Origin of the sequence: Parasulfuritortus cantonensis (genome assembly GCF_004337445.1) — a bacterium.
Taxonomy (GTDB): domain Bacteria; phylum Pseudomonadota; class Gammaproteobacteria; order Burkholderiales; family Thiobacillaceae; genus Parasulfuritortus; species Parasulfuritortus cantonensis.
This window is the reverse complement of record NZ_SJZB01000042.1, coordinates 38,649-58,478: the sequence shown is the minus strand read 5'-3', so window position 1 is coordinate 58,478 and position 19,830 is coordinate 38,649. Positions and strand designations below refer to the sequence as shown.

Here is a 19,830-nt window from a genome sequence, read left to right as displayed (position 1 = left end):
TCCTTCAAAGCTGCACAGGTTTCCACCACAGGCTGGCGAACGCAACGCCCACGCTGCATGCATTGGCCAGGACGAGCCAGGCGAAGGTCCTGCGCGTCCAGGGCAGCTTGAAAAACTGCTTCAGGACGTAGCTCTCCAGCCAGGCGTTGATCAGGCAGGCGAGCGCGAAGGTACCGGCCCAGGTGATCGGGTTGAAGGTGCCGACGTGCAGCAGGTAGTAGAAGGCGAAACCCGGAAACACCTCCCAGGCGAGACCGGAAAGCGGAATCAAAACGACCCCGAGCAGGGCGGACGCCGAGTTGGCCGCCAGGTCGGCCAGCAGGGCCCGGCCCGGGGGCAGGGCGAACAGCTTGCGGATGAAGAAGAACTCGACGGCCAGGCCGAGGCCGATTGCCCACCAGGAGAACAGGCGGGTCTCGAGATAGAGCGCCGGCCAGACGACGTCGGCCTGGGCGGCGAGAGGCATTGCCAGGGCCACCGCCATCAGCGCCCAGCGCCCATAGCGTCCGCTCGCCCGGTCAGGCATCGCGCTTCGCCCGGCCGGCCATGAACGTCTCGATGTCGCCCGGTCGGCGCGGTCCGTCCGCCAGCCACTCGACGCGCCATTCGGCGATCCGCTCGCCGTTCTCATGGCGGAACAGCCCCGGCTCGGGTTCGTCTATCCATTCAAACTGGCGCACCAGGGCCAAGGGTTCCTCCGCGCCGGCGCGGCCGTTCGAGAAGGCCAGGGCCTCGCCGTAGGTGGCGAAGGCGTAGTAGTAATCGGCCCCGTCGTACTCGTCCGGTGCCCCGCGCTCCGGATGGCACCAGACCCGATACTCGAGCACCTGGTCGAAAAAGTACCCGGCTCCGGATTTCGCCAGGGCAGGGTATTCGCCGACCCTGTCGGGATCGATGGCGTCTGGATAGTTCATGGGGCGTTGTGCTGGGTCGGAGGGGCACCGGGTTATTGTGAAGCGTCAGATCGGGACGCAGCAAACGCAGCGGACTAGGAACGAACCTCGAGGTCCCGTACGGCCGCCTTGGCCTCGCGCAGGCTGCAGCCGTGGATTTCCCGATAGCAACGAATGGCCCAAATAGGCAGACCATCCCTGAGCAAGCGCTCGACATCGGCCATGGAGGCCTGGCCCGCCGGCGGGTATTGCCCAGCCCGGCGCAGCCAGAACAATCGGGCCAAAGTGAAGACCTGAAATGCCACCAAGGTCGCAATGCCTGCCGTGAATAACCAGAAGATAGTCATCGTGTACGCCGCGGTCGGCTCCGACGGTTGAACTCAGGTAGAGGCTCGGGCGGGTGTGCACTGTTGACCCGGAACCACTTCCGCCGTCACCGGATGGCGAAATCTGCGAACCGCAAAGTAGAAGAACATTGCGAGAGCAACCCGTATTTCATTACTAGGATACTGCAAGTCTTTAGGCCACATCGGGTAGCGCATGGCTATCTGGGCTTGACGTTTAGCTTGAGGGGCGCGCCCTTGGCGCCTTTGCGGTCCTCGCGATGTTCATCGAGCCAGCTGCGCAGTCGCTGGGCCTCACGCTGAAGGCGTTCCAAGGCGCGCGCTTCCTGCTCGGCCTCGGTGTCGGGCCGGGTGTCGGCGGCCTGGTGCCGGGCCAGCATCTTCGCGGCGGCCTGCTCCATCTTCTCGGCTTGGCGCTGGAAATCGGCCCGGCTCCCGCTCTTCGCCTTGCTGGCGTTACTCGGCAGCTTCACCCCGTCGATGGCGAACATCTCGCGCCCAATCAGCCCTTGGCGGTCGCAGATCGTCAGGACCTGGCTAAACAGCTTGGCGGCCAGGTCGCCCATCTCGGCGATGAAGGCGGCCAGGGTGGTGAAATGCGGCTGGCTGTCGCCGGACACGGCGATGAACAGGACGTTCTCCCGGCACGCTGCCTCCATCTTGCGGCTGGAGACGATGCCCCGGCTGTAGGCCAGCAGGATGATCTTGAGCAGGGCCGCCGGGTCGAAGGCCGGGGCGCCTTCGGCGTCGTTCTTGTAGCGGGCGTGGAAGACTGACAGGTCGAGTTCGTGATCCACCAGGTAGCACAGCGCATGCTCGAAACTGCCCGGCTGGACCTGCTTCTCGAAGTCCACCGGCAGCAGCTTCAGCCCTTTGTGGACCGGTTTGTAGCGCGCCATTGAAGTCCCTTCCCTGGTTCGAACTCCGTGTCCGATTATGCCGCCAAGGTGGCCGGCTTATGGGTTTTTCTACAGCGTCAACGCCCTAGTTAACCGGCGCCGGAGCACGAAGTGCGGAGGGTACCGCTACAGGCCATGACAATGCCGAAGGCATGGCCTGTAGTGGCGTCCGCGTTGAACGTCCAGTTAGGTGTCATGTCCCGGACGATTGACGACCCGTTTATGGAAAAGGTCTGGGTTTGAAGCCTGCCAATTCTTCATGGCCTGAAGGGGGCTGATATGACCCAAAGCCATCTGCGGGAGATGATGGTTGTAGAGCCAGGCGTAGCGCAAGAGCGTGGTCTCCAATTCCTCTCCGGAGCGGAAGTGGTGTGTGCGCAGTACATCGGCGATACGCCCGTTGAAGCGCTCGACCATGCCGTTGGTTTGCGGGTGCTTGGGCTGGGTCAGCCGGTGCTCGATACCCAGTTCCGCGCAGAGTTGGTCGAAGGCGTGTTCCCCCGTCGGGGTGCGCTCACCGGCGGTGATGAAGCGGTCGGTGAACTCCTTGCCGTTGTCGGTCAGCAGGGTCCGGATGTGGAAGGGTGCGGCCTTGGCCAGGGCCGCCAGGAAGCGCTTGGCGTTGGCGGCGGTCTTGGCGGCATACACGGCGATGAACACCCAGCGGGTGGCCCGGTCGATGGCCACGAACAGGTAGCGCCGCTTGTCCTCGTCGGCCATCTGCGGCAGGTACTTGACGTCGACATGGACGAAACCGGGGACATACGCCTTGAAGGACCTGGTCTTGGGCTTGCCCGCCTCGACCGGCTCGCGCTTCGAGACACCATGCCGCTTGAGCATACGATGCAGGGCGGAGCGGGTGATCGTGGCATGAATGAACTCGTGCACGACGGCCAGGAGGTCGTCCAGGGACAGGTCGAGGGTCTTCCTCAAGACCAGGACGATGGCTTCCTGCTCGGCGCTGAGCGTCGTTTGCAGCCGATGCGCGGTATGGGAGCGGTCCTCGACCGAATCGCGGTGTTTCCAGCGCGCGATGGTCTCCACCGTGACGCCCAAGCGCTTGGCCAGAACCGCCATGGGTTCGTCGCTCGCCTAGATCATGGCCCGGGTCTTCGGGGTCGTGGTGGCGTTCTTGTGCAGCCTCACTTGCATCGCTTCAACTCCTGGAGAATGTCCCGCACCAACAGTAAACCACGCCGGCGGGAGACAAGGGAATCATCCAGGACACAACAGTTAGGCATTTATTTTCGATAATTGCTGTATGGAAATATAGAAATATCAGGTTATAGGAATAACTTTCTAAAAAATACTAACGACAACCCTATGAAAAGGAGTAAAAAAGTGCTGGGCTCTGGCACGGCTGAAATGTCTCCAGAATGAACAACCCAAATTGCTGCCCCCATCGCATTTGTGCCATATTGGGCGCCAGAGCTGTCAAAAGCCCAAGCAAAAGCGTCTGTTCCAGATGGGTATGAGTTTCCTAGCCAAAAAACAATTGGGTCTGAGTGGTTGTGAAATGGCCCAGTATTTTTCATGCCGAAAGAAGGCTGAGCGCTGCCTGATTGATCTAAGTAAGCCGTATTGCCGAGTGTTGTGTAAAACATATGCGCCAACTCTGAGGAGTTAATGTCAATGTTGTACCCGCAGTCAGTTCCGCCATAACTGTAGTCGCAGCCCGGGAGCCCAGTATCAACCATCATTGGCAGACGCCAGCCTGCTATTCCATACAAGTTCAAGCCCGATGCCAAGTTCTTGGCTCCGATCCATGAACTATCCGTGGTGGCTAAATTCATATTGGCAAGCCATGTAATATCTAAGTCAGTATCGTAGTAAGCCTCAAAGCCGTTGGATATGTCGCCATCTAGATCTCTCCCTTGCAGTGAAACTTCCCATGTGCCTTGATTGACCACTGGGGCTGCTTGTGCTTTGGGTGCTAAAGCAACAGCAAGGGTTAAAAATGTGACTTGTATTAACCTATTCGTAAAAGACATTTTTAGCTCCAAGTGGAAGAATATGGCGATTTGTGAATCTGTGGGTGGGATTGTTCTTGTGGGTGACGCTTCAGTATATTTTCTCAATGCGACCGGATGCCTTGTATGTTCAGCCTACCGATTCCGTAGAAGAATCGGCCGTTGAGCGGGGGCGTAGAGCCCCTGTGGTTGGCGACACGACAGCCCGTTGAAGCCTTGGGCGGTCCAGCCCGTACGTTAGCGCGGGGCGTCGTGTCGCATGTTCTTGTAACCCGGACAGTTGATCGGGCCATTGCAAGCCCGGATTTTTGCAAGGCAGGGTACCGGAATGAGCAACCATGAATTGTTTATCGGCATCGACATCGCGCAAGACTGGCTCGACCTGGGCTGGCATCCCGGCGGCCACAGCCAGCGGATTGACCATAGCGAAGCCGCCATTGCCGGCCTGTGCGAGCGGCTGCGCGCCGAGTCGCCCACCTTGATCGTGATGGAAGCGACCGGTGGGCTGGAAACCGATCTTGCCAGTGCGCTGGCGGCAGCCGGGTTGCCGGTGGCGGTGGTCAACCCGCGCCAGGCACGGGACTACGCCAAGGCCTGCGGCCGGCTGGCCAAGACCGACCGCATCGATGCCCTGATGCTGGCCGCCTTCGCCGCCGCCATCCGGCCCCAAGTGCGCCCCCTGCCCGACGAGGAAACCCGCGCCTTGGGCGACCTGCTCGCGCGTCGGCGCCAGCTCATCGATATCCGCGTCCAGGAGAAACTGCGCCTGGGTCGCGCCTCGGCCTTCCAACGCGCCAGCCTCAAGGAACACATTGCCTGGCTCGACGAACGGATTGCCCGCCTGGATATCGACCTGACCCATGCCTTGAGAACCTCGGGGGCGTGGTGCGAGAAAGACGATCTGCTCCAGGCCATTCCCGGCATCGGTGCGGTGACGCGGGCCACCCTGCTGGCCCTGCTGCCCGAGTTGGGCACGCTGGGCAGCAAGGAGATCGCCGCCCTGGCGGGTGTGGCCCCATTCAACCGGGACAGCGGAAAACATCGGGGCGAGCGGGTCATCTGGGGTGGACGTGCCCAAGTCCGGCGCGCCCTCTACATGGCGGCTGTCTGCGCAATGCGCTGCAATCCGGTGATCCGGGCGTTCTATCGGCATCTGCGTGACCAGGGCAAACCCGCCAAGGTCGCCCTCACCGCGTGCATGCGCAAACTGCTCGTGATCATGAATTCCATGCTGAAACATCACTCTCCCTGGAATCCTTCTATTGACTTTCAACACAGTTGCTAACGTGGAGCTAACCGGCGCCTGGAAGCAAGCGAAGCTTGCTGTAAGGCGTCCGGGTTGAGCGCAGGGTTATGTTGCTTTTTGTTCTTCACGATACCTCCTGTTTGCTTCTCGGATCAGACTGACCAGGCAATAAACAAACAAGCCGAAAAATAGTATTGCCAGGGCAAGTGCACCAAACGCCCAAACACCTGCACGCTCAGGTGGCCAACGTTCCGGCTCAGCAGCGCTTAGCCACGAATAGAAGATAAAACTTACGCCAGCGTAGCCAGCTGCTGGTAACGAAAAAAACAACCCAAGCCATGTGAGCAATTTTCTACGCTTGGTCACGGTGCGACATAACGTGGAGCTAAGGGGCCGGACGCCGCAGGCGGACGGTCCCGCTTGAGCGCAGGGTTAGAAGTCATTTCTCCACCACTGAAGCAATAAAGTGTGGGTTTAAGCCACAAGTCATTGAAAAATGTGGTTGGGATTCTGTTCGAACCTCCAAGAGTTCGCGATGTATCTTTGCGTTTTTTCTTGTGTGGCAATCCAATATCTCGTCAAACGTAAGCCCAGCGCTAGCTACCAGAGAGCGAAGGGCTGCCGCCATTTGATTCTGAGGCATGATGCCTAGAGGGAACTGCCTTTCATAGATTTGATTTGTGCTGTCATACCCTATGACACGCCAGTAACGTTTCTTGGCCATGGTGACTTCTAACGTTGATGTAACCGGCGACCCGCGCCACGAACCGAACAAGGAGTGATGAAGGTGGAGAACGCACAGACAGAAAACAGCGCCGCTGGCGGGGCGTCCGTGTTGACAGAAATGTTAGGGGTCTTCCGATGGGAGAAGGCGACCGGCATGTGGGCTAGTGGAGACGTTCTTTTCGTTGGCAAGTGGCCGGTTGGTGGCGTGCATTACGCAAGCCGCACGAAGGGAGAAACAAAGCACTACGCAGCAAACTCGCGCCTACCTGGGCTGAAAGACACGCTCGACTATTTCGAGCGCGAAGAAGAAGCGAAAGATCGGGTCGAAAAGGCGACACTGTATTGGCTGCGCAACCTGTCGACCCCTAACGTGCAGCTTGAGGGGCGCGGAGACAGCAAGCGAAGCTTGCTGGCGGAGCGTCCCTCTCGAAGCGTTTGTTGGGCATCGTCATTGAAGCGTGCACGAATCCCACATTGGCGTCTTTGCGATGTCGCCCTTTCCAGTGCAAACGAGAGTAATGGTGGCTCCCTTATAGAGGTTGGCGAGCTGGGTGGAAGACGACTTATCAAAACCGAATTGCGGCTCCATGAACTGGTTGACGCCACCCTTAAGGGTTACATATGGATCGCCCATAAAGTCGGTGTTGATGTCGGCAACCGTACCAGTGATTTTGAATCTCTTCCCTTTGAACTTTTGGTCAGCGGCAACAGTGTTTTCTTCATATGCCTGCGCGATAGCAGTAGCGGTGGTAGAGCCTTCTGGGGCTGATGTTGAGTTCGAGGAGGCGCCGCCCGAAGCAATGCGGCCAATGCCAGTGGTTCCATCGTTGCGTTGGCCGAAGAGAGCGAGCAACGCAATGCCCCCGAAGACAATTATTCCGATCCAGTGGACAACGCTAAGACCTTTCTTGGTTTGTGGTGACCCTGTAGCGATGATCTGATCGCCTTGGGATGAGCCGCTATTGATACGCTTAAATTCGGAGCGCTTCGCGAGGTAGAAGGGGAAACCGATGATCCAGAGTAGGAGGCAGGCGAAGAACCAGCCCCACGGCCCAAGATTTCCCATACCCTGAATTTGTCCCTTCTTAACGCCGATGGTCTTCGCGTCAATCAGAACCCAAATGCTCGTTGCAATTACGATGATCCAAAACAAATCCATAACATTCCCCTTTTTCTCAGCGATTGCGAAATGATGCCCAACGTCTATTCGCCGACAAGTGCCGGCGTAATGGCTTATCGGACATGTCCAATAATCTTAGTATTCGTGCTAACCTCATGATTATTAATGCCCCCTGTGTCTGATAATCTTGTAGGCCATGAACGCTTCCGCACCCGACCATGCCCCCAGGTTGCTTGACCAGCTACGCGACCGTATCCGCTTGAAGCATTACAGTTTGCGTACCGAGCAGGCTTATCTTCAGTGGGTGAAACGATACATCCTTTTCACGGCAAGCGCCATCCCGCCGACTTGGGAAAGGAGGAAATCGAAGCGTTCCTGACTTCCCTCGCGGTGGACCGCAATGTCGCGGCTTCCACCCAGACCCAGGCGCTTTCCGCCATCCTGTTCCTGTACAAGGAAGTTCTGGGTATCGAGCCACCCTGGCTGTCGGACCTGACCCGCGCCAAGAAACCGGTCCGGTTGCCGACCGTGCTCGCACGGGACGAGGTACAGGCCCTTCTGGCCCAGATGGACGACCCGCTGCTCGGGTTGATCGTTCGGCTGCTTTACGGCACCGGGATGCGCTTGCTGGAGGGCCTGCGCTTGCGGGTGAAGGATGTGGATTTTTCCCGCAACGAGATCGTTGTTCGTGAGGGAAAGGGCAACAAGGACCGTGTCACGATGTTGCCTGCCAGCTTGAAGGAGGCTCTCCAGGCACATCTGAAGGTGGTTAAGGCGCAGCACGACGCCGACCTTTTGGCCGGACGCGGCGAGGTCTGGCTGCCCGACGCGCTGGCCGTCAAGTATCCCAATGCCTCACGCACCTTGGGTTGGCAGTATGTGTTTCCGGCTTCGGGGTTTTCCGTAGACCCGCGTTCCGGCGCGGTGCGCCGTCACCATGTCGACGACAAGCGGGTGCAACGGGCGGTGCGCAAGGCCGCGGCACGGGCAGGACTCGTCAAGCCGGTGTCGCCGCATACCCTGCGCCATTCCTTTGCCACCCATTTGCTTGAGGCGGGCTATGACATCCGAACGGTACAGGAGCTGCTGGGCCATTCGGATGTCTCGACGACGATGATCTACACCCATGTCTTGAACAAGGGCGGGCGCGGCGTGGTCAGCCCGCTCGACCGGTGAGCCGCGCGCCGGTGGTGCGCTGCCTCGGCCGGGTCGAATACGAGCCGACCTGGCGCGCCATGCAGGATTTCACCGCGGCCCGGACGCCGGATACGCCGGACGAGATCTGGCTGCTGGAGCACCCGCCGGTGTTCACCCTGGGCCAGGCGGGCAAGCGCGAGCATGTGCTCGCCGACTTGGGCATTCCCATCGTCCCGATCGACCGGGGTGGCCAGGTGACCTACCACGGCCCCGGCCAGGCGGTGGTCTACCTGCTGCTCGACCTGCGCCGGCGCGGTTATGGCGTCAAGGAGCTGGTCAGCCGGATCGAGCAGGCGGTGATCGACCTGCTGGCCGATATGGGTGTCATGGCGCAACGACGCGAGGGGGCGCCCGGGGTGTACGTCGGCGAGGCGAAGATCGCCGCCCTCGGACTGCGCATCCGCAACGGCTGCTCCTATCACGGCCTGGCGCTGAACGTGGATATGGACCTGGCGCCGTACTCGGCCATCAATCCGTGCGGCTATGCCGGAATGGCGGTGACGCAGACCCGCAATCTGGGCATTGCCGGCGGAGCGGAGAAGGTGGGCGAGGCGTTGGTGGAGAAGTTGGTGGCGGCGCTTTAGGGACGGGGGTTGCCCCCTCTCCCCCGCCCTTCCGGGGAGAGGGGTCTTAGCCGGTGCCGGTGTAGATGCAGCCAGAGACGGCGGTTTCCTGGATGACGATCTTGGCCAGGCCGGGCAGGGCGGGCTTGAGGCGGTCCCAGATCCAGATCGCCATGCGCTCGCTGGTCGGGTTGTCCAGGCCCGGCACGTCGTTCAGGTAGCGGTGGTCCAAGGCGGCCTTGACCGGCCCCCAGGCCGTCTCCACGTCGGCGAAGTCGAGCACCCAGGCGAGCCGTTCGTCGAGCGGCCCGGAGACGTGCACCTCGACCCGGAAGGAGTGGCCGTGCACCCGGGCGCAGGGGTGCTCGGCCGGCAGGTTGGGCAGGCGGCGGGCGCATTCGAGGTGGAAGATGTTGTAGATGTCCATGGCGGCTCCAAAAGTAAAAAGCCGGGCGAACCCGGCTTTTGTCGGCGGCGCGGCAGGCGCTCAGCCCTTTTTGCTGTCCTCGACCATCTTGTGGATGATCGGCTCCAGGATGATTTCCATGGCCATGCCCATCTTGCCGCCGGGCACCACCAGGTTGTTGCGCCGGGACATGAAGGAGTCGTGCACCATGTTGAGCAGGTACGGGAAATCGACGCCCTTCGGATCGGCGAAGCGGATCACCACGAAGCTCTCGTCCGGGGTCGGGATGTCGCGGGCGATGAACGGGTTGGAGGTGTCGACCGTGGGCACGCGCTGGAAGTTGATGTGGGTGCGCGAGAACTGCGGGGTGACGTAGTTCACGTAGTCCGGCATGCGGCGCAGGATGGTGTCGACGATCACCTCGGCGGAATAGCCCCGCTCGGCGGCATCGCGGTGGATCTTCTGGATCCATTCCAGGTTGACCACGGGCACCACGCCGATGGCCAGGTCGACGTACTTGGCCATGTCGACTTGGTCGGTCACGACCAGGCCGTGCAGGCCTTCGTAGAACAGCATGTCGGTGCCCGAGGGCACGTCTTCCCAGGGGGTGAACTCACCGGCCTTCAGGTTGGTGCCGAAGTGGGCGTTCAGTTGCACCGCCTCTTCGTCGCTATGGATGTAGTAGCGCTTCTTGCCGGAGCCGGTCTCGCCATAGGTGCGGAACAGGTTGGCCAGGGCGGCGAAGTCGTTGGCCTCCGGGCCGAAGTGGCTCAGGTTCTTGTTACCCTCGGCTTCCGCCTTCTTGATCGCCTCCTTGTACTCGACGCGATTCAGGCTGTGGAAGCTGTCGCCCTCGATGACCGCGGCGTTCAGTTGCTCACGGGTGAAGATGTGCTCGAACGCGCGCTTGACGGTGGTGGTACCGGCGCCGGACGACCCGGTGACGACCACGACTGGATGCTTCTTGGACATGTAGGCTCCCCCAAAAACGGATAACAAACGCTGAATTTGAACCAGTATATCCGCCGCGATGCCGCCATGTCATCGGCGGGCCGATATAATCTTCTTCTTACTCAATAACATCCTTGTATATGGACGCCATCTACCGCCCGGAGATCATCGAGCCGGAAGCCCAACGGAATTGGGAAGCGAATCAGGCCTTCAAGGCCGGCGAAGACACCAGCAAGCCGAAGTACTATTGCCTGTCCATGTTCCCGTACCCGTCGGGCAAGCTGCACATGGGCCACGTGCGCAACTACACCATCGGCGACGTGCTCGCCCGCTACCACCGCATGAAGGGTTACAACGTCCTCCAGCCGATGGGCTGGGACGCCTTCGGCCTGCCCGCCGAGAACGCCGCCATGGCGAACAACGTCGCCCCGGCCGGTTGGACCTACGCCAACATCGACTACATGAAGAAACAGCTGAAGTCGCTCGGCCTGGCCATCGACTGGAGCCGCGAGCTGGCCACCTGCAAGCCCGACTACTACCGCTGGGAGCAATGGCTGTTCACCAAGCTGTTCGAGAAGGGCTTGATCTACAAGAAGATGTCCACCGTGAACTGGGACCCGGTGGACAACACCGTGCTGGCCAACGAGCAGGTCATCGACGGGCGCGGCTGGCGCTCGGGTGCCCTGGTCGAGAAGCGCGACATCCCGATGTACTTCTTCCGCATCACCGACTACGCCGAGGAGCTGCTGGCCGAACTCGACAACCTGCCCGGCTGGCCGGAGCGCGTGAAGACCATGCAGCGCAACTGGATCGGCAAGAGCTTCGGCGTCGAGATCCATTTCCCGCTGCAGGCGCAGGGCAAGGGCGACGTGCTGAAGGTGTTCACCACCCGGGCCGACACCCTGTTCGGGGTCACCTACGTCGCGGTGGCCGCCGAGCATCCGCTGGCCCAGCAGGCCGCCGAGGGCAATGCCGCCCTGGCCGCCTTCATCGCCGAGTGCAAGCAGGGCAGCGTCGCCGAGGCCGACCTGGCGACCATGGAAAAGAAGGGCATGGACACCGGCCTCAAGGTCTACCACCCCTTCACCAACGAGCCGGTGCCGGTGTTCGTCGCCAACTACGTGCTCATGGGCTACGGCGAGGGCGCCGTGATGGCCGTGCCGGCCCACGACGAGCGCGACTTCGCCTTCGCCGAGAAGTACGGCCTGCCGATCAAGGCGGTGATCAAGCCCGCCGACGGCGATCTCGAACGACCCTTGCAGGCCGCCTATACCGAGCTCGGCGTGCTGTTCGACTCCGGCGACTTCTCCGGCCGCACCTCCGAGGACGCCATCGACAAGATCGCCCTGGTGCTGGGCAACCTGGGCCTGGGCGAGAAGCGCACCACCTTCCGCCTGCGCGACTGGGGCATCTCCCGGCAGCGCTACTGGGGCTGCCCGATCCCGATCATCCACTGCCCGACCTGCGGCGACGTGCCGGTGCCGGAAGACCAGTTGCCGGTGGTACTGCCCGAGGACGTCCGGATCGACGTCGGCTCGCCGATCAAGAAGATGCCCGAGTTCTACGCGTGCAGCTGCCCGAAGTGCGGCGGCAAGGCCGAGCGCGAGACCGACACCATGGACACCTTCGTGGAGTCGTCCTGGTACTACGCCCGCTATGCCTGCCCGGACCTGGACCGCGGCATGCTGGACGGCCGCGCCAACTACTGGCTGCCCGTCGACCAGTACATCGGCGGCATCGAGCACGCCATCCTGCACCTCCTGTACGCCCGCTTCTTCCACAAGCTGATGCGGGACCAGGGGTTGGTGAGCACCAACGAACCGTTCGCCAACCTGCTCACCCAGGGCATGGTGGTGGCGGAGACCTACTACCGCGACCAGGCCGACGGCAAGAAGCTCTGGATCAACCCCGCCGACGTCGACGTGGAGCGCAACGACAAGGGCCAGATCTTCGCCGCCCGGCTCCGGGCCGACGGCCAGCCGGTGGTGATCGGCGGCATCGAGAAGATGTCGAAGTCGAAGAACAACGGCGTCGACCCCCAGGCCCTGATCGACCAGTACGGTGCCGACACCGCGCGCCTGTTCATGATGTTCGCGGCGCCCCGGAGCAGAGCCTGGAATGGTCCGACGCCGGCGTCGAAGGCGCGCACCGCTTCCTGAAGCGACTGTGGAAGATGGTCTACGACCACGTCGAGGCCGGCCCGGCCGAGCCGTTCGCGGGCGGCGAACTGCCCGAGGCCCTGGCCGGCTTCCGCCGCCAGCTGCACCAGACCATCGCCAAGGTCACCGACGACATCGAGCGGCGCAAGCAGTTCAACACCGCCATCGCCGCCGTCATGGAACTGATGAACGCCATGGCCAAGCAGGAAGGTGAGGACTCGCTCACCCGCAGCGTCAAGCAGGAAGCCATGGAGGCCATCGTCCTCATGCTGGCGCCGATCGTGCCGCACGTCTGCCGCATCCTCATCAAGGCGCTCAAGCCGGGCGCCTGCCTGGTCGGTTCGCCCTGGCCGGCGGTGGACGAAGCCGCCCTGGTCCGGAACGAGATCGAACTGATGCTGCAGGTGAACGGCAAGCTGCGCGGCAAGATCAAGGTGGCGGCCGAGGCCGCCAAGGACGCCATCGAGGCCGCCGCCCTGGCCAGCCCCGAGGCGCAGAAGCACATGGAAGGCAAGCCGGCCAAGAAGGTGGTGGTGGTGCCCGGCCGCCTGGTCAACATCGTCGTCTGAGGAGCAAGCACATGCTGAGGCGTGAGGCATTGAAATGGCTGGCGGTCGGCGTCCCGGCCGCGTTGGCCGGTTGCGGTTTCCAGTTGCGCGGCCAGGCCAAGCTGCCGTTCAAGAGCGCCTACGTGGAGGCGGGCGGGGTAGGCGGGCGCGGCAGCGCGATCACCGGCCCGATGCCGTCCGCCCGTTCGCGCGAGTCGACCCTGGCCAAGTCCTTGCGCCACTACCTGGACGTGCAGGGCAAGCTGGCCGCGCAACGCAACAAGGCCGACGTGGTCATCCTGCTGACCAACGAGACGCGCGGCAAGTCCATCCTGTCCCTGTCCGGCGCCGGCAAGGTGCGCGAATACCGGCTCGTGCACAGCCTGACGATCTCGGCAATCAGCCCGGGCGGCGAAGAGATGCTGGCCCCCACCGACATCCGCCTCACCCGGGACTTCTCCTACAGCGACGAACAGATCCTCGCCAAGGAAGCCGAGGAGGCGACCCTGCGCAAGGACATGGAAGACGAGGCCCTGCGCCAGATCATCAGGCGCCTGGCGTTCGTCCGGACCGAATGAGGCTGCGCGCCGAGCAGTTGGCGGGCGCCCTGGCCAAGGGCCTGGCGCCGGTCTACGCCGTGTGCGGCGACGAGCCGCTGCTCACCGACGAGGCCGCGGCGGCGATCCGGGCGGCGGCGCGCACGGCCGGCGCCGAGCGCCAGTCCTTCCAGGTCGAGACCGGCTTCAACTGGGGTGCCTGGGCGGCCGGCTTCGATTCCCTGTCGCTGTTCGCCAGCCTGCGCCTGGTCGAGTTGCGCCTGGCCACCGGCAAGCCGGGCGTCGAGGGCGGCAAGGCCCTGGAGGCCTGGTGCGCCAACCCGCCTGCCGACACCCACCTGCTGGTGATGCTGCCGCGCGCCGACAAGGCGATGCAGGGCAGCAAGTGGTACGGCGCCCTGGACCGGGCCGGCGTCGCCGTGCACGTCCAGGTGCCGGCGCCGGAACAGTTGCCGGCCTGGATCGGCAGCCGTCTGGCCCGCTACCAGCTGAAGACCGACGCCGAGACCCTGGCCTTCCTGGCCAGCCGGGTCGAGGGCAACCTGCTCGCCGCCCACCAGGAGATCGAGAAGCTGGCCCTCATCCTGCCACCCGGGCCATTCGACCTGGAGGCGGCCCGCGCCGCCGTGGTGGACGTCGCCCGCTACGACGCCAGCGACCTGCCCGAGGCCTTCCTGAAAGGCGACGCGGTGCGCTACTGTCGTATCATCGACGGCCTGGAGGCGGAGGGCGAGACGCCCATCCTGGCGCTCTGGCTGCTCGCCCAGGAGTTGCGCACCCTGTACCGCCTGGCCGCCGGCGTCGAGGCGGGCGAGCCGCTGCCCGCCCTGATGCGCGAGAATCGCGTCTGGGAAAGCCGCCAGGCCCTGGTGAGCCGGGCCTTGAAAGGCCTCCGGGCGGCCGAACTGGCGCTCGCCCTGCGCGAGGCCGGCCGGGTCGACCGGGCGAGCAAGGGCCTGCTCCGGGAAGACGCCTGGGCGCTGTTGAAACAACTGGGCCTCGGCCTGATGGGCAAGTCGAAACTGAAGAACGAGTTCGCATATGGATATTAAGTCTTACATGGATACCCTGGGCCGCCAGGCCCGCGTCGCCTCCGCCGCCATGGCGCGGGCCTCCACCAAGGCCAAGAACGACGCCCTCAGCGAGCTGGCCGGCCTGCTGCGCGCGGCCGGCGCGCCGCTGGCCGAGGCCAATGCCCTGGACATCGCCAAAGCCGAGGCGGCGGGACTCGCCGCCCCCATGGTCGACCGCCTGCGCCTGACCGCCAAGGTCGTCGAGACCATGGCCGAGGGCTGCGAACAACTCGCCGCCATGCCCGACCCGGTGGGCGAGATCACCGGCGTGAAGCGCCGCCCGAGCGGCATCAGCGTCGGCCAGATGCGCGTGCCCCTGGGCGTGTTCGGCATGATCTACGAGAGCCGGCCGAACGTGACCATCGAGGCCGCCTCGCTCGCCATCAAGAGCGGCAACGCCTGCATCCTGCGCGGCGGTTCCGAGGCCATCCAGTCCAACCTGGCCCTTTGGACGCTGGTCCGGCAGGCCCTGGCGACGGCCGGCCTGCCCGCCGAGGCGGTGCAGCTGGTGGAGACCACCGACCGCGCCGCGGTCGGCGAGCTGATCACCCTACCCGCCTACGTCGACGTCATCATCCCGCGCGGCGGCAAGGGCCTGATCGAGCGCATCAGCGCCGAGGCCAAGGTGCCGGTGATCAAGCACCTGGACGGCAACTGCCACACCTACGTGGACGCCGAGTTCGACATGGCCAAGGCCCTGGTGGTGACCGAGAACGCCAAGACCCAGAAGTACAGCCCCTGCAACGCCACCGAATCGCTGCTGGTGCACGCGCAGGCCGCCGAGGCCTTCCTGCCCCGGATCGGCGCCGTCTTCGCCGGCAAGGGCGTCGAGATGCGCTGCGACGCCGCCGCCAAGGCGATCCTGGCCGCGGTGCCGGGCGCCAATCTGGCCGACGCGACGGAACAGGACTGGTACACCGAGTACCTGGCGCCGATCATCAGCGTCAAGGTGGTGGCGGACCTGGACGAGGCGATCGCCCACATCAACAAGTACAGCTCGCACCACACCGACGCCATCCTCACCACCAACCACCCCAACGCCATGCGTTTCCTGCGCGAGGTCGACTCCAGCTCGGTGATGATCAACGCCTCGACCCGCTTCGCGGACGGCTTCGAATACGGCCTGGGCGCCGAGATCGGCATCTCCACGGACAAGATCCACGCCCGCGGGCCGGTCGGCCTGGAAGGCCTGACCAGCCAGAAGTGGGTGGTCCTCGGCGACGGCCACGTCCGGGGCTGACTTGACCCCGGTCGGACTGCTGGGCGGCACCTTCGACCCGATCCACTACGGTCACCTGCGCCTGGCCGAGGAGATGGCCGAGGCCCTCGGCCTCGACGCGGTGCGCGTCCTGCCCACCGGCACGCCGGCGCATCGCGGCCGGCCGCATGCGGCGGCCGCCGACCGCCTGGCCATGGTCGAGCTGGCCATCGCCGGCAATGGCCGTTTGCGGCTCGACGAGCACGAGGTGCACAAGACCGAACCCTGCTACATGGTCGACACCCTGAGCGAACTGCGCGGCGAGCTGGGCGACGAACTGCCCATCGTGCTGTTCCTGGGCGCCGACGCCTTCGCCGGGCTGGAAGGCTGGCACCAGTGGCGGCGCCTGTTCGCCCTCTGCCACCTCGCGGTGGCGGAACGGCCCGGCTACGGACTGGACGGCCGCCTGTCGCCCGCCCTGGCCGGCGTCCTGGCCAGCCGCCAGACCAGCGAGCCCGGCGCCCTGGCCGGCGCGCCGGCCGGCCGCGTGTTCCGGCACGCCATCAGCCAGCTGGACATCTCGGCCAGCGCCATCCGCACCCTGGTCGCGGCCGGCCGCAGTCCGCGTTACCTGCTGCCCGACTCCGTATTAAGCTATATCGCACAACACCGCCTGTATCGTTGAAAAGGAAGCAATGGACACCGCCGAACTCACCCGCATCGCCGTCGACGCCCTCGAGGGGATCAAGGCCAAGGACATCACCGTGCTGGACGTGCGCCAGATGACCTCGCTGTTCGACACCATGATCGTCGCCAGCGGCGACTCGACCCGCCAGGTCAAGGCCCTGGCGGACAACGTGCGCGAGAAGATCAAGGAGGCGGGCGGCGAGATCCTCGGCACCGAGGGCGAGCAGGCCGCCGAATGGGTGTTGGTCGATGCCGGCGACGTCGTCGTGCACGTCATGCACCCGGCCACCCGGCAGTACTACAACCTCGAGGAACTCTGGAGCGTGGCCGGCCAGCGCCGCGCCGCCGCCTGACGGGCCCGGGTCGACCCGGGCTGCCGTGCCGGCCCCGGACGCCTACTGGAAGAAGCCCTTCGAGAGCAGTTCCATGGTCAACATGCGGTAGGCGTGGGCGCCGGGCGAGTCGGCCGCATAGGCGAAGATGTCCATGCCGTGCGCCGGGCTTTCGGCCAGGGCCGGATCGTCCGGGACGTGGTTGTCGCACAGGGCGTTGCCGTAGCGCTGCTTCAGGGTCGCCAGGGCTTCGCGGCTCTGCGCCTTGTTCTCGTCGTAGCGGGTCAGCACGATGCGGCGCTCGACCTGGCGGCGGATCTGCTGCTCCAGCACGCGCAGGGCGAGGTCCAGGCGGGTCAGGCCCTGGATGGCCAGGAAATCGGGGGTGACCGGCACCAGGACGCGGTCGGCGGCGAGCAGGGCGTTGAGCGACAGCACGCCCAGCGAGGGCGCGCAGTCGACCAGGATGGGGTCCTCCTCCCAGGCCAGCCCCGCTTCGAGACCCTTGCGCAACTTGCCGGCGACGCCCGGGGTGCTGCCCATCATGGCGTCGATCTTGGACAGGTCCGGATGCGCAGGCACCACGCGCACGCCGTTGCCCTGGCTGCGCAGCAGGTCCATGAGCGGCACGCCGTCGCGGAAGAAGGCACACGAGCATTCCCGGCTGGGCGCGCCGCGCACGCCGCAGGCCAGGCTGACGTGGGCTTGCGGGTCGAGGTCGATGATGACCGGCTTGCGTTCCAGCATGGCCAGGCCAGCCGCCAGGTTGAGCGTCGTCGTCGTCTTGCCGACCCCGCCTTTCTGGTTGAACACCGCGATGACTGCCATGACTCGCCGCTCCTGGAGTATTTATTCCGCCATCGGGGATTTTGCCAGATTTCCGGGCCCTCAGTCGGCCCGGCCCGTCTCTTTCCGGCGTCGACCCGGCGGCCCGGGAGCGGGCCGGCGACGTCCCGGGGTCAGCGATAGACGAGCACGGGGATGCTGGAATGGGTCAGCACCTTCTGGGTCTCGCTGCCGAGCAGGAGGGCGTCGATGCCGCGCCGGCCGTGCGAGGCCATGAAGATCAGGTCGCAGGCGCAGCGTCCGGCGGCCTCGATGATGGCCTCGTAGGGGCTGTCGCTGGCGAGCGCCAGGGTGTCGCAGGCGACCCCGCCGGCCTGCGCCTGCGCCGCCGCCTTGGCCAGGATGGCCTGGCCGACGCTGTCGACTTCGTCGTGGAATCGGCGCGGCATGCTGGCGTCGAAGATCGCCCCGGTGCCGTAGTACATGGCCGGGAAGGCCGGCTCGGCGTTGAAGAAGGTCAGGCGCGCGCCGGTCTCGACGGCGAAGGCGATGGCACGGTCGACGGCCTGCTGCGACAGGTCCGAACCGTCGGTCGGAACGAGGATGTGCTTGAACATGATGGTTTCCCGATTGCGCTCAGTGCCCGCCGGCGCCCGGCTCGACGACCCGCATCGGCTTGGGGGCAAGCCAGATGACCGAGGCGGCGACCAGGAAGGCGAGGCCGATGACGGTCATGAGCTGGTTGGTCGCCAGCATGACCGCCTGGTTGGTGAGTAGGTAGTCCGCCGCCTCGCGGACCGCGTCCGGCGCCATGCCGGACTGGCCGAGCGTGCCGGCGAAGCCGGCGCCGGTGTCCGCGACGGCGACCAGCTCGGCATGGTTGCGGATGATCTGGTCCGACCAGGCGGTGCTCACCAGCGAGGTGGCGAAGGCCCCGGACAGGGTGCGCAGGAAATTCATCAGGCCGGCCGCCGAGTCCATCTCGCGCGGCTCGACGCTGGCCAGCGCCAGGCCGGTGGTCGGGATGAAGAAGAACGGCAGCCCGAAGCCCATGACCATCAGGGGCACGGCGACGTCCCAGAAGCCCATGTCGGTGGTCGCGACGGTGCGCCACAGGGTGACCAGGCCGAGCCAGACGACCCCCGCGAAGACCAGCCGGCGCGGGTCGGTCTTGGTCGCGGCGTGGGCGACCAGGGGCGCCAGGAAGATGGCCGTGACCCCGGTCCACGCGGTGGCCAGCCCGGAGATGGTCGCCGTGTAGCCCATGAAGCTTTGCAGCCAGAGCGGCGTCAGGACGTTGACGCCGAAGAAGGCGGCGAAGGCGAGGCTGATGGTCAGCACGCTGACGGTGAAGCCGCGGTGCCGGAACACGCGCAGGTCGACCACCGGGTGGCGCTCGTAGAGCTCCCAGATGATGAAGGCGGCGAAGCCGACCGCGGCGGTCACCGCGAGGCCGACGATCTTGGCGGAGGCGAACCAGTCGAGGTCCTTGCCTTCGTCGAGCATCAGCTGCAGGGCGGCCACCCAGACCACCAGGAGGGCGAGGCCCACCTTGTCGATGGGGTTGCGGGCGAGCGGCTCGCCATAGCGCTTCAGCAGTTGCCAGGCGAACGCGGCGGCCACCAGGGCGACCGGGGTGTTCAGGAAGAACACCCACGGCCAGCTGTACTCGTCGCACAGGTAGCCGCCCAGGATCGGTCCCACGACCGGCGCGACCAGGGTGGTCATCGACCACAGGCCGATCGCGGCGGCGACCTTCTCCTTCGGGAAGATGCGCATCAGGAGGGTCTGCGACAGGGGCATCAGGGGGCCGCCGGAGAAGCCCTGGAAGATGCGCGCGACGACCAGGAGGCCGAGCGAATTGGCCAGGCCGCAGACCGCCGAGAAGAGGCCGAACAGCGCCATCGAGCCGACGAACACGCGCACCGCGCCCAGGCGCGCCGCCAGCCAGCCGGTGAGCGGGACGGTGATGGCCTCGCCGACCGCGTAGGAGGTGATCACCCAGGTACCCTGGCTGGTGGTGGCGCCCAGGGCGCCGGCGATGTTGGGCACCGAGACGTTGGCGATGGTCATGTTGAGGACGGCGATGAAGTTGGCCGCGGCCAGGAACAGGGCTGCCAGCCACAGGCGTCCGCCGGTCAGGGGCGCGTCGGCGCGGGTCGAGTCGGTCATGGC

19 protein-coding genes and 4 pseudogenes are annotated in these 19,830 nt (G+C 64.6%); 9 read left to right on the top strand and 14 right to left on the bottom strand.

The features are described from left to right. Positions 1-4: 4 nt before the first annotated feature. The 6 genes and pseudogenes from EZJ19_RS11040 to EZJ19_RS11015 form a co-directional block, all read right to left on the bottom strand. Positions 5-526, bottom strand: a complete 522-nt coding sequence (locus EZJ19_RS11040; RefSeq protein WP_131447543.1) for a hypothetical protein — start codon at positions 524-526, stop codon at positions 5-7. Then, positions 519-914, bottom strand: coding sequence for a GCN5 family acetyltransferase (locus EZJ19_RS11035; protein ID WP_131447541.1), 396 nt, complete (start codon positions 912-914; stop codon positions 519-521). The genes EZJ19_RS11040 and EZJ19_RS11035 overlap by 8 nt, the downstream gene beginning before the upstream one ends. A gap of 74 nt (positions 915-988) precedes the next feature. Continuing rightward, positions 989-1,240 (bottom strand): hypothetical protein, encoded by a 252-nt coding sequence (locus EZJ19_RS11030; protein WP_131447539.1) that lies wholly within the window; start codon positions 1,238-1,240, stop codon positions 989-991. Between the two features lie 227 nt (positions 1,241-1,467). Next, positions 1,468-2,136 (bottom strand): annotated as a pseudogene (locus EZJ19_RS11025) (transposase); the annotation flags it as partial. 186 nt (positions 2,137-2,322) lie between these two features. Next, positions 2,323-3,288: pseudogene (locus EZJ19_RS11020) on the bottom strand (IS481 family transposase). Positions 3,289-3,419: 131 nt separating this feature from the next. Further along, positions 3,420-4,127 carry a PEP-CTERM sorting domain-containing protein gene (locus EZJ19_RS11015; RefSeq protein ID WP_131447537.1) on the bottom strand — a complete coding sequence of 236 codons (708 nt, stop codon included), beginning with the start codon at positions 4,125-4,127 and terminating at the stop codon, positions 3,420-3,422. 307 nt (positions 4,128-4,434) lie between these two features. On the opposite strand from EZJ19_RS11015, the gene EZJ19_RS11010 reads away from it, so the two are divergent. After that, positions 4,435-5,391 (top strand): IS110 family RNA-guided transposase, encoded by a 957-nt coding sequence (locus tag EZJ19_RS11010; protein WP_131446378.1) that lies wholly within the window; start codon positions 4,435-4,437, stop codon positions 5,389-5,391. A gap of 66 nt (positions 5,392-5,457) precedes the next feature. On the opposite strand, the gene EZJ19_RS11005 is transcribed toward EZJ19_RS11010, so the two are convergent. The 3 genes from EZJ19_RS11005 to EZJ19_RS10995 all read right to left on the bottom strand — a co-directional run bounded on the left by EZJ19_RS11005 (position 5,458) and on the right by EZJ19_RS10995 (position 7,237). Further along, positions 5,458-5,718 (bottom strand): hypothetical protein, encoded by a 261-nt coding sequence (locus EZJ19_RS11005; protein ID WP_131447535.1) that lies wholly within the window; start codon positions 5,716-5,718, stop codon positions 5,458-5,460. A 73-nt stretch (positions 5,719-5,791) separates the two neighbouring features. Next, the gene (locus EZJ19_RS11000; protein ID WP_131447533.1) at positions 5,792-6,076 is read right to left on the bottom strand and encodes a hypothetical protein; all 285 of its coding nucleotides are present in this window, start codon (positions 6,074-6,076) and stop codon (positions 5,792-5,794) included. 450 nt (positions 6,077-6,526) lie between these two features. Next, positions 6,527-7,237, bottom strand: coding sequence for an OB-fold protein (locus tag EZJ19_RS10995; RefSeq protein WP_206199408.1), 711 nt, complete (start codon positions 7,235-7,237; stop codon positions 6,527-6,529). Positions 7,238-7,394: 157 nt separating this feature from the next. On the opposite strand from EZJ19_RS10995, the pseudogene EZJ19_RS10985 reads away from it, so the two are divergent. Both EZJ19_RS10985 and lipB read left to right on the top strand, forming a co-directional pair. Next, positions 7,395-8,374 (top strand): annotated as a pseudogene (locus EZJ19_RS10985) (integron integrase). Further along, the gene (lipB, locus tag EZJ19_RS10980; protein ID WP_131447527.1) at positions 8,371-8,979 is read left to right on the top strand and encodes a lipoyl(octanoyl) transferase LipB; all 609 of its coding nucleotides are present in this window, start codon (positions 8,371-8,373) and stop codon (positions 8,977-8,979) included. Before EZJ19_RS10985 ends, lipB begins: the two are co-directional and overlap by 4 nt. 46 nt (positions 8,980-9,025) lie before the next feature. Here the strand turns inward: lipB and queD are convergent, their stop codons facing one another. Next, a complete protein-coding gene (gene queD, locus EZJ19_RS10975) occupies positions 9,026-9,385 on the bottom strand; it encodes a 6-carboxytetrahydropterin synthase QueD (RefSeq protein ID WP_131447525.1) in 360 nt (119 codons plus the stop codon). Between the two features lie 60 nt (positions 9,386-9,445). Next, a complete protein-coding gene (locus EZJ19_RS10970) occupies positions 9,446-10,336 on the bottom strand; it encodes a phosphoribulokinase (RefSeq protein WP_131447523.1) in 891 nt (296 codons plus the stop codon). Between the two features lie 119 nt (positions 10,337-10,455). On the opposite strand from EZJ19_RS10970, the pseudogene leuS reads away from it, so the two are divergent. The 6 genes and pseudogenes from leuS (at position 10,456) to rsfS (ending at position 16,890) form a co-directional block, all read left to right on the top strand. After that, positions 10,456-13,043 (top strand): annotated as a pseudogene (gene leuS / locus EZJ19_RS10965) (leucine--tRNA ligase). 11 nt (positions 13,044-13,054) lie between these two features. Next, a complete protein-coding gene (locus EZJ19_RS10960; RefSeq protein ID WP_131447521.1) occupies positions 13,055-13,600 on the top strand; it encodes an LPS-assembly lipoprotein LptE in 546 nt (181 codons plus the stop codon). Further along, positions 13,597-14,631 (top strand): DNA polymerase III subunit delta, encoded by a 1,035-nt coding sequence (gene holA / locus EZJ19_RS10955; RefSeq protein ID WP_131447519.1) that lies wholly within the window; start codon positions 13,597-13,599, stop codon positions 14,629-14,631. Before EZJ19_RS10960 ends, holA begins: the two co-directional genes overlap by 4 nt. Continuing rightward, positions 14,621-15,892, top strand: coding sequence for a glutamate-5-semialdehyde dehydrogenase (locus EZJ19_RS10950; RefSeq protein ID WP_131447517.1), 1,272 nt, complete (start codon positions 14,621-14,623; stop codon positions 15,890-15,892). Before holA ends, EZJ19_RS10950 begins: the two co-directional genes overlap by 11 nt. A gap of 1 nt (position 15,893) precedes the next feature. Continuing rightward, positions 15,894-16,535 carry a nicotinate-nucleotide adenylyltransferase gene (gene nadD / locus EZJ19_RS10945; RefSeq protein ID WP_131447515.1) on the top strand — a complete coding sequence of 214 codons (642 nt, stop codon included), beginning with the start codon at positions 15,894-15,896 and terminating at the stop codon, positions 16,533-16,535. A 10-nt stretch (positions 16,536-16,545) separates the two neighbouring features. Further along, on the top strand, positions 16,546-16,890 hold the full coding sequence (gene rsfS / locus EZJ19_RS10940; protein ID WP_131447513.1) for a ribosome silencing factor: 345 nt from the start codon (positions 16,546-16,548) through the stop codon (positions 16,888-16,890). A gap of 42 nt (positions 16,891-16,932) precedes the next feature. Here rsfS and EZJ19_RS10935 read toward each other — a convergent pair whose 3' ends face one another. The 3 genes from EZJ19_RS10935 to EZJ19_RS10925 form a co-directional block, all read right to left on the bottom strand. Beyond that, on the bottom strand, positions 16,933-17,697 hold the full coding sequence (locus EZJ19_RS10935) for a ParA family protein (protein ID WP_131447511.1): 765 nt from the start codon (positions 17,695-17,697) through the stop codon (positions 16,933-16,935). A 131-nt stretch (positions 17,698-17,828) separates the two neighbouring features. Beyond that, a complete protein-coding gene (locus EZJ19_RS10930) occupies positions 17,829-18,272 on the bottom strand; it encodes a universal stress protein (RefSeq protein WP_131447509.1) in 444 nt (147 codons plus the stop codon). Between the two features lie 19 nt (positions 18,273-18,291). Next, entirely contained in the window at positions 18,292-19,827 is a 1,536-nt protein-coding gene (locus EZJ19_RS10925) for a DHA2 family efflux MFS transporter permease subunit (RefSeq protein WP_131447507.1), read from the bottom strand. Positions 19,828-19,830 lie beyond the last annotated feature (3 nt).

Excerpts from the sequence above, each read along its gene's own strand:
- EZJ19_RS11040 (WP_131447543.1), bottom strand. The coding sequence starts at position 526 with ATGCCTGACCGGGCGAGCGGACGCTATGGGCGCTGGGCGCTGATGGCG.
- EZJ19_RS11035 (WP_131447541.1), bottom strand. The coding sequence starts at position 914 with ATGAACTATCCAGACGCCATCGATCCCGACAGGGTCGGCGAATACCCT.
- EZJ19_RS11030 (WP_131447539.1), bottom strand. The coding sequence starts at position 1,240 with ATGACTATCTTCTGGTTATTCACGGCAGGCATTGCGACCTTGGTGGCA.
- EZJ19_RS11015 (WP_131447537.1), bottom strand. The coding sequence starts at position 4,127 with ATGTCTTTTACGAATAGGTTAATACAAGTCACATTTTTAACCCTTGCT.
- EZJ19_RS11010 (WP_131446378.1), top strand. The coding sequence starts at position 4,435 with ATGAGCAACCATGAATTGTTTATCGGCATCGACATCGCGCAAGACTGG.
- EZJ19_RS11000 (WP_131447533.1), bottom strand. The coding sequence starts at position 6,076 with ATGGCCAAGAAACGTTACTGGCGTGTCATAGGGTATGACAGCACAAAT.
- EZJ19_RS10995 (WP_206199408.1), bottom strand. The coding sequence starts at position 7,237 with ATGGATTTGTTTTGGATCATCGTAATTGCAACGAGCATTTGGGTTCTG.
- queD (WP_131447525.1), bottom strand. The coding sequence starts at position 9,385 with ATGGACATCTACAACATCTTCCACCTCGAATGCGCCCGCCGCCTGCCC.
- EZJ19_RS10970 (WP_131447523.1), bottom strand. The coding sequence starts at position 10,336 with ATGTCCAAGAAGCATCCAGTCGTGGTCGTCACCGGGTCGTCCGGCGCC.
- EZJ19_RS10960 (WP_131447521.1), top strand. The coding sequence starts at position 13,055 with ATGCTGAGGCGTGAGGCATTGAAATGGCTGGCGGTCGGCGTCCCGGCC.
- holA (WP_131447519.1), top strand. The coding sequence starts at position 13,597 with ATGAGGCTGCGCGCCGAGCAGTTGGCGGGCGCCCTGGCCAAGGGCCTG.
- EZJ19_RS10950 (WP_131447517.1), top strand. The coding sequence starts at position 14,621 with ATGGATATTAAGTCTTACATGGATACCCTGGGCCGCCAGGCCCGCGTC.
- rsfS (WP_131447513.1), top strand. The coding sequence starts at position 16,546 with ATGGACACCGCCGAACTCACCCGCATCGCCGTCGACGCCCTCGAGGGG.
- EZJ19_RS10935 (WP_131447511.1), bottom strand. The coding sequence starts at position 17,697 with ATGGCAGTCATCGCGGTGTTCAACCAGAAAGGCGGGGTCGGCAAGACG.
- EZJ19_RS10930 (WP_131447509.1), bottom strand. The coding sequence starts at position 18,272 with ATGTTCAAGCACATCCTCGTTCCGACCGACGGTTCGGACCTGTCGCAG.
- EZJ19_RS10925 (WP_131447507.1), bottom strand. The coding sequence starts at position 19,827 with ATGACCGACTCGACCCGCGCCGACGCGCCCCTGACCGGCGGACGCCTG.